This is a genomic window from Okeania sp. SIO2F4, from assembly GCF_010672385.1.
Lineage (GTDB): Bacteria > Cyanobacteriota > Cyanobacteriia > Cyanobacteriales > Microcoleaceae > Trichodesmium.
In genome coordinates, this window is sequence record NZ_JAAHGT010000271.1 from 1 (window position 1) to 6,050 (window position 6,050).

Genomic DNA, 6,050 nt, shown 5'->3' on the forward strand with positions numbered 1-6,050 from the left:
TCATCCAATCTAATAGCCCTATATACCAATAATTGAACCTCAATTAACTAATCATGGTCAGCAAAGATGGTTACAAACAAGTAAAGTTCCTATTCATAATCAAGATGGTGAAATAATTGGTATTCTTGGCAGTTATGAAGATATTACTGAACGTATTGAAGCACAGCAAAAATTAGACCAGCAACAAAAAACTTTGAGAGCAATTCTTGATAATGCTCCTATTTGGATTTTAATGACTGACGTTAATGGCAAAGTTCAGTTTGTTAATAACACATTATGTGAAAATCTTGGTATTCCTGAGTCAAGATTTTTGGAAGTCGAACAATATCATCAACTTTTTCCAGAAAAAGAAGCGGCAAATCTTCATAAATCTGATGCGAATTGCTGGGAAAATAATTTACCATGTCACTCCGAAGAAACTTTTACATTTATTGATACTAAACAGCATAATTTAAAACTAATTAAAGTCAAAATTAAAGATGATGATAATGAAGTTATTGGTTTAATATCTTTAGGGTTAGATATTACAGAAAGTAAGCAAGCTGAACAAAAACTTCAAGAATCAGAAGCTAAATTTCGACAAATTGCTTGCCATGAAGAATTACTTAATCATTTGGCAAATCAAATTCGTAATTCTCTCGATCTTGATACAATTTTAAATACTACAGTCCATCAAGTTCGTACTATCTTAAAAATAGATCGTTGTCATTTTATTTGGCATCGTTTTGCTGGTAGTACAAATCTAGATGAAACTAATAATAATTATCTAGATAGTTGGGAAGTTGTCAATGAGTCAAAAGGAGAAAATTTTCCTAGCTTACTTGGTAAATATACCATAGAACAAGTAGGCTCTTGGGCTTTAAGATTTTTGCAACTAGAAATTATTCGGATTGATGATATTAGTCTGGTTGATGACAGAAAAATGCAACATTTTATGGTTGCTTTGGGTATAATTTCTTTTGTGTCTATACCAATTCAAACTCAGTCCGGCAAAATAGGAGTTTTAGTTTGCACCCATCATACCTCTGTTCGTACCTGGGATGATAGTGAAGTAAAACTTTTAAAGGGAGTAACAGATCAATTAGCGATCGCTATAGATCAAGCTGAATTATATAATCAAAGTCGTGAAGTTGCTTTTCAAGCTAGAGCACAAGCTCAAGAATTATCTGACGCTTTGAAGAAACTTCAACAAGCTCAAGCACAGCTTATTCAAACCGAAAAAATGTCTTCTTTAGGACAAATGGTTGCTGGTATTGCTCATGAAATTAATAATCCAATTAACTTTATTTTTGGTAATATTATTCATGTTAGTCAATATACTGAAGACTTACTCAGTTTAATTCATCTCTATCAGCAAAATTATCCTGACCCACCTACAGTTATTCAAGAAGAAATAGAAGCCATAGAATTAGATTTCTTGATTGAAGATTTACCGAAAATTTTAAATTCTATCAAGGTGGGAGCTAACCGCATTGCTGAGATAGTTCTATCTTTACGAAACTTCTCTCGTTTAGATGAATCTGAGGTAAAATCTGTAGATATCCATGAAGGAATAGAAAGCACTCTCCTCATTTTACAAAATAAACTCAAACATAAGCTACAGGAAAAAGCAATTCAAATAATTAAAGATTATGACGACTTACCGAAAGTGGAGTGTTATGTTAGTCAGATAAATCAAGTATTTATGAACATTATTTCTAATGCTATTGACGCTTTAGCAGAAAAACGAAGTCAAAAATTCAATTCCACTGGAATAAATCAAAATTCAGATATTCCGGAAAATTTACCTACTATTACAATTAGTACAAAAGTTATATCATCTCAAGAAGTTAGAATTATAATTGCTGATAATGGTATGGGTATGACAGAAACAGTTCGTAACAAAATATTTGACCCATTCTTTACCACTAAACCTATAGGTAGTGGCACTGGTCTAGGATTATCTATTAGTTATCAAATTATTGTTGAAAAACATCAAGGTAGATTAGATTGTACTTCTATAGCAGGACAAGGAACTAAATTTATTATTGAAATTCCTATCCGCCAGATAATAAAACAAATAACAGAACTATAATTAGACTTAATAACTAAATTTCATAACTACTCAATTATTGACCGAAAAACTAAGTTTTAAAGCCTCTCCTATATGGGATAAAAAGCGGTAGATATTCGGAGCTTGACCTAGGATGGGATGCACTACCAACCTAGCCATATCTAATCTCCCCTTGAGAATAAAAAATTTTCCTTTTAACCAATGCTATCTGTTTGAATAATTAACAATTATTAATTATTAATTGTTAATTATTAATTATTGAACTATACTTCTTGCCGTGCAGGTGGGAAATGCAAATATTTACTTTGAATCAGGAGGAACATTTAATGGATACTGATCAAAGAAAAATTCTCTCAGCTTTATGTCATGGAGCGATTTTTTTTGTACAACTAATATTGTATCTATAATCATACCAATAGTTATTATACTTCTAACTGATGATTCAATTTTTAAGGATAATGCTAAAGAATCTCTCAACTTTCATATTAACATTTATATTTATGCTTTTATATTTGGTATATTAATCTGGTTTGGCTGGATATTTCCTTTCAGCGCTCTTCCTTTATTTGCCTTGTTTCCTTTGGGAATTCCTTTATTAGTTTTGTTAGTAATTGTTACTGTTGTGATGGCAATAATTGCCATTCTTAATGTTAAGAGTAATCCCAACAAACCTTACCGTTATCCATTTATTTTTCGTCTACTATAGTTACAATTTTTTTCTAGTTTAGATTCTACTCAATGTAAATTATGACAAATAATATTAGTCTTAGAGAAGAAACTCAATTAATCATTCAAATTCCTATGGGGGAAAACACAAACCAAATAACAGAGCCATAATTAGACTTAATAAATAACTCAATTTCAGAAATTATTAAATTAATCAGCTATACTTATTATCGTGTAAGTAGGAAATACAGATATCTAGTTTGAATCAGGAGGAAAATTTCATGGATACTGACAAAAGAAAAATTCTCTCAGCTTTATGTCATGGAGCGATTTTCTTGAGTGTAACTATTCTCTCTATAGGCATACCAATAGCTATTTTATTTATAACTGATGACTCTGTTGTTAAGAATAACGCTAAAGAATCTCTCAACTTTCATATTAACATTTATATTTACGGTATTATATTTGGTATATTAATCTCGCTGCTAATTGGCTTTCCTTTATTAGTTTTGTTAGCAATTGTTAATTTTGTCATGCCAATTATTGCTATTCTCAATGTGATGAATAATCCCAATCAACCCTACAGTTATCCATTTATTTTTCGTTTACTCTAGTGAAATTTTTTTTAGCTAATCTCCTAACTAATACCGTTTCACAGAATTTCAAAATCAACCCTCCTTAGGGGGAAAGTCAAAAGTCATGCATTAAGATTTTATAAGCTTAAAACTTTTACGTTGCAGTAATTTTAGGAAATTATTTTTGACATCTTTAAAGTGAATTAGTATTAAGATTAAGCAATATTGGTTTTGTCTGGTGCAAAACCAATTTGCTGATATGTTCCCATATTTCTAACGCAGTTCAGGTATTCTACTACTATCAGAAGAAGTACTATTTTCTCTAGCATTAAGCTTTTGATTAAGTTCACGAATACGACGAGACAATAAACGAATAATATTAATTGCAATTTCTGGTGTTTCATCAATTGCATCATAAAGTTGCATTTGAGTTAACATTAAACACTCACAATTTTCTAAAGTAGTGACAGAAGCAGAACGAGGTTCGGCATCAAACAAAGACATTTCACCAAAACAAGCTCCTTGTTGTAACCTTGCCAACTCACGGTCTTCTAAATGAACTTTAACTCTACCAGATACTACGATATAAAGAGACCTTCCCTCTTTCCCTTCAGTAAAAATTGTATGGTTACTAGGGAAAGATAGTTCATCCATCACAGAAGCTAAACGCACTAGAAAATCATCTCTTAATTCTCTAAAAATTGGCACAGCTCTAATAAATAAAAGACGCTCTACACTTGTAAGCATAATATTTACACCCTTATCCTTGACGAATAAAAAAATTTAATAATCACCTTTGATTGAGCAAATTTTAATGGTTAATAATATTTCAGGTAAAATTTGATAAATAACTAACTGAACTTCTTCAGCTTACACCATCTCACTAGCTTTGACAAAAAATAATTTATATCTGATACCAATTTTATAAATTTTTGCTACAGATATTTAGGTTACCGCTATTGAGTTAGCAGACAGGAGTCAGGAGTCAGAATAAATAGTTTAAATATCATTTATTGGCTCGAAAATCCCTTTTTAATCAAAGAGAAATATGATTAAACTATTTTAATTACCCTGATTATTTGTAAAATAATTTTACTAATAACATGGGCTAAACAAAACTAAATTAGGAAATAAGGATAGATATTGCTGCTTAGTAGTTATCAGTTGTCAGTTTTTTTCCAATACTTTTAATTATTTTTAAATCTCTCAATACTAATTCCTGCTCTACAGGGAATGAATTAATAGCTAATAGCTATTTGCACAGCATTCCGCAGGAAATGCTTACCTTATAATAAGGATTCCCGATATGTAGCAAATATTTATCATGGCTGGTATAACTGGGTATTTTCTTAACCTGAACTATCCTTTAGTTTCTGGTAAAAAAACTTCATTAATTTGTCAGTTTATTGAGAAGATTAAAATGCAATTTAAAGACGAAGAGTACACAGTAGATACTAATCAGTTGTTAGTGGTTAGTGAAAAATTTGGTAGTGCTGATGTTTACGGACAAAATGCCAAATCAATATTAAATAAAGCTACTGGTTTTATTAAAGCTTATGACTTTACTTTGAATCCTTATCGGGGTTGTCAATATGGTTGTACCTATTGTTATGCTGCTGCTTTTAGTCCTAATGAAAAAATGCGGGATGAGTGGGGAAAATGGGTTTTGATTAAGGAAAATGCTGCGGAAGTTTTAGAGAAGGAGTTGATGAGATGGCGGAAGAAAAATTATGATAAGTTGCCTACTATTTATATGAGTAGTGTGACAGATCCTTATCAACCGATAGAGTCTAAAACTCTATTAACTAGGAGATTATTAGAAGTAATGTTGGAATATAAACCAATTTTAGTTATTCAAACTCGTAGTCCGATGATAACGAGAGATATTGATATTTTACAACGGTTTAAAAATCTCCGAATTAATATGAGCATTCCGACGGGTAGTGAGGTAGTAAGAAAGGATTTTGAGCCTCAAACACCTAGTATTAGAGCTAGACTTAATGCTATGAAAAAAATCAAGACTAAAATTAATGATTTAACTGGTTATTTGCCTAAGCTTTCTATTACTATTACTCCTTTATTGCCGACTTTGTCAGAAGAACAAGAAAGTTTTATTAGACAGTTAAATTTTGTAGATAGAGTTGTTATTCAAGATTTTCACCCTAGTCATAAGCGATCGCTAGTAGCTAGTACTCGTGATGCAGCTATAGATATGAAAAAAAAATACGAATGGTGGTACAATAACGAAGCTGAAAATTATCAACAATTCAAAGATAAGTTGGTAGAAATACTGACTGATGTAGAAGTTAAGGAAGGTCAAGCAGGATTTACTTATGAATAATTAAATGATAAATTTATGACGTTTTCTCTAATTTTTGGTTTGCCATAAAACAATGAAATAATTCTCTGGCAAATTGCAGACTCAAAGTCATGGAAAATTCTCCTGAAGTTTCCGGCATCGGAAAATGATTTTGACAGATAAATTACCAATTTAATCAAGGGTAAAATTCTCAAAGCTTCCCAGATAGGTTAATACAAATATTCAGTGATTGAGAAATCAAATAATTTTCGGGAAGATTTACTGATGAATAATCAAATTACAAATTTCTGGCGTTATTTTAAATTTTGGTTTGCCATAAAACAATGAAATAATTCTCTGGCAAATTACAGACTCAAAGTCATGGAAAATTCTCCTGAAGTTTCCGGCATCGGAAAATGATTTTGACAGATAAATTACCAATTTAATCAAGGGTAAA

The 6,050-nt window shown here is 30.9% G+C and carries 5 protein-coding genes; 4 read left to right on the top strand and 1 reads right to left on the bottom strand.

Going from position 1 to position 6,050, the window contains the following annotated elements:
* Nucleotides 1-31: 31 nt before the first annotated feature.
* From F6K22_RS17940 to F6K22_RS17950, 3 genes are all read left to right on the top strand, one after another.
* Nucleotides 32-2,074: a PAS domain-containing sensor histidine kinase gene (locus F6K22_RS17940; protein WP_363273826.1), complete on the top strand. Its 2,043-nt coding sequence runs from the start codon at nucleotides 32-34 to the stop codon at nucleotides 2,072-2,074.
* A 340-nt stretch (nucleotides 2,075-2,414) separates the two neighbouring features.
* Entirely contained in the window at nucleotides 2,415-2,759 is a 345-nt protein-coding gene (locus F6K22_RS17945; protein WP_363273822.1) for a DUF4870 domain-containing protein, read from the top strand.
* 241 nt (nucleotides 2,760-3,000) lie between these two features.
* Nucleotides 3,001-3,333 carry a DUF4870 domain-containing protein gene (locus F6K22_RS17950; protein ID WP_293100570.1) on the top strand — a complete coding sequence of 111 codons (333 nt, stop codon included), beginning with the start codon at nucleotides 3,001-3,003 and terminating at the stop codon, nucleotides 3,331-3,333.
* A 234-nt stretch (nucleotides 3,334-3,567) separates the two neighbouring features.
* Here F6K22_RS17950 and F6K22_RS17955 read toward each other — a convergent pair whose 3' ends face one another.
* A complete protein-coding gene (locus F6K22_RS17955) occupies nucleotides 3,568-4,041 on the bottom strand; it encodes a Crp/Fnr family transcriptional regulator (RefSeq protein WP_293100573.1) in 474 nt (157 codons plus the stop codon).
* A gap of 577 nt (nucleotides 4,042-4,618) precedes the next feature.
* Here F6K22_RS17955 and F6K22_RS17960 point away from each other — a divergent pair.
* A complete protein-coding gene (locus F6K22_RS17960; protein ID WP_293100575.1) occupies nucleotides 4,619-5,635 on the top strand; it encodes an SPL family radical SAM protein in 1,017 nt (338 codons plus the stop codon).
* Nucleotides 5,636-6,050 lie beyond the last annotated feature (415 nt).

Excerpts from the sequence above, each read along its gene's own strand:
- F6K22_RS17945 (WP_363273822.1), top strand. The coding sequence starts at position 2,415 with ATGTCATGGAGCGATTTTTTTTGTACAACTAATATTGTATCTATAATC.
- F6K22_RS17950 (WP_293100570.1), top strand. The coding sequence starts at position 3,001 with ATGGATACTGACAAAAGAAAAATTCTCTCAGCTTTATGTCATGGAGCG.
- F6K22_RS17955 (WP_293100573.1), bottom strand. The coding sequence starts at position 4,041 with ATGCTTACAAGTGTAGAGCGTCTTTTATTTATTAGAGCTGTGCCAATT.
- F6K22_RS17960 (WP_293100575.1), top strand. The coding sequence starts at position 4,619 with ATGGCTGGTATAACTGGGTATTTTCTTAACCTGAACTATCCTTTAGTT.